Source organism: Undibacterium sp. Di27W (genome assembly GCF_049340345.1).
Lineage (GTDB): Bacteria > Pseudomonadota > Gammaproteobacteria > Burkholderiales > Burkholderiaceae_D > Undibacterium.
The window spans coordinates 1-255 of the sequence record NZ_JBMPOS010000197.1; the positions used below are offsets into that span (position 1 = coordinate 1).

Annotated in this window: 1 protein-coding gene; it reads left to right on the forward strand. The window is 56.5% G+C overall.

The features are described from left to right. Nucleotides 1–255: IS66 family transposase (locus ACO0LF_RS31870; protein ID WP_423021480.1), on the forward strand; the 255-nt coding region annotated here is incomplete at both ends.

Consider the following 255-nt stretch of genomic DNA (forward strand, 5'->3'; position numbering starts at 1 on the left):
GAACAAATCAGCACCCGCCATGGCGCAGGCATTGCCCGTTCTACCCTGGCAGAGTGGGTAGGTAAGATCGGCGTGGCCCTGCAACCGCTGGCAGACCGGCTTGCTGAATTACTCAGGCAAAGACAAGTCCTGCATGCCGATGAGACACCGGTGCCGCAACTTGATCCCGGCAAGGGCAAGACCAAACGGGCGTATTTATGGGCTTACTGCAGCACTGCGTATGATGAAGGTCCACCTATCACGGTCTTTGATTTC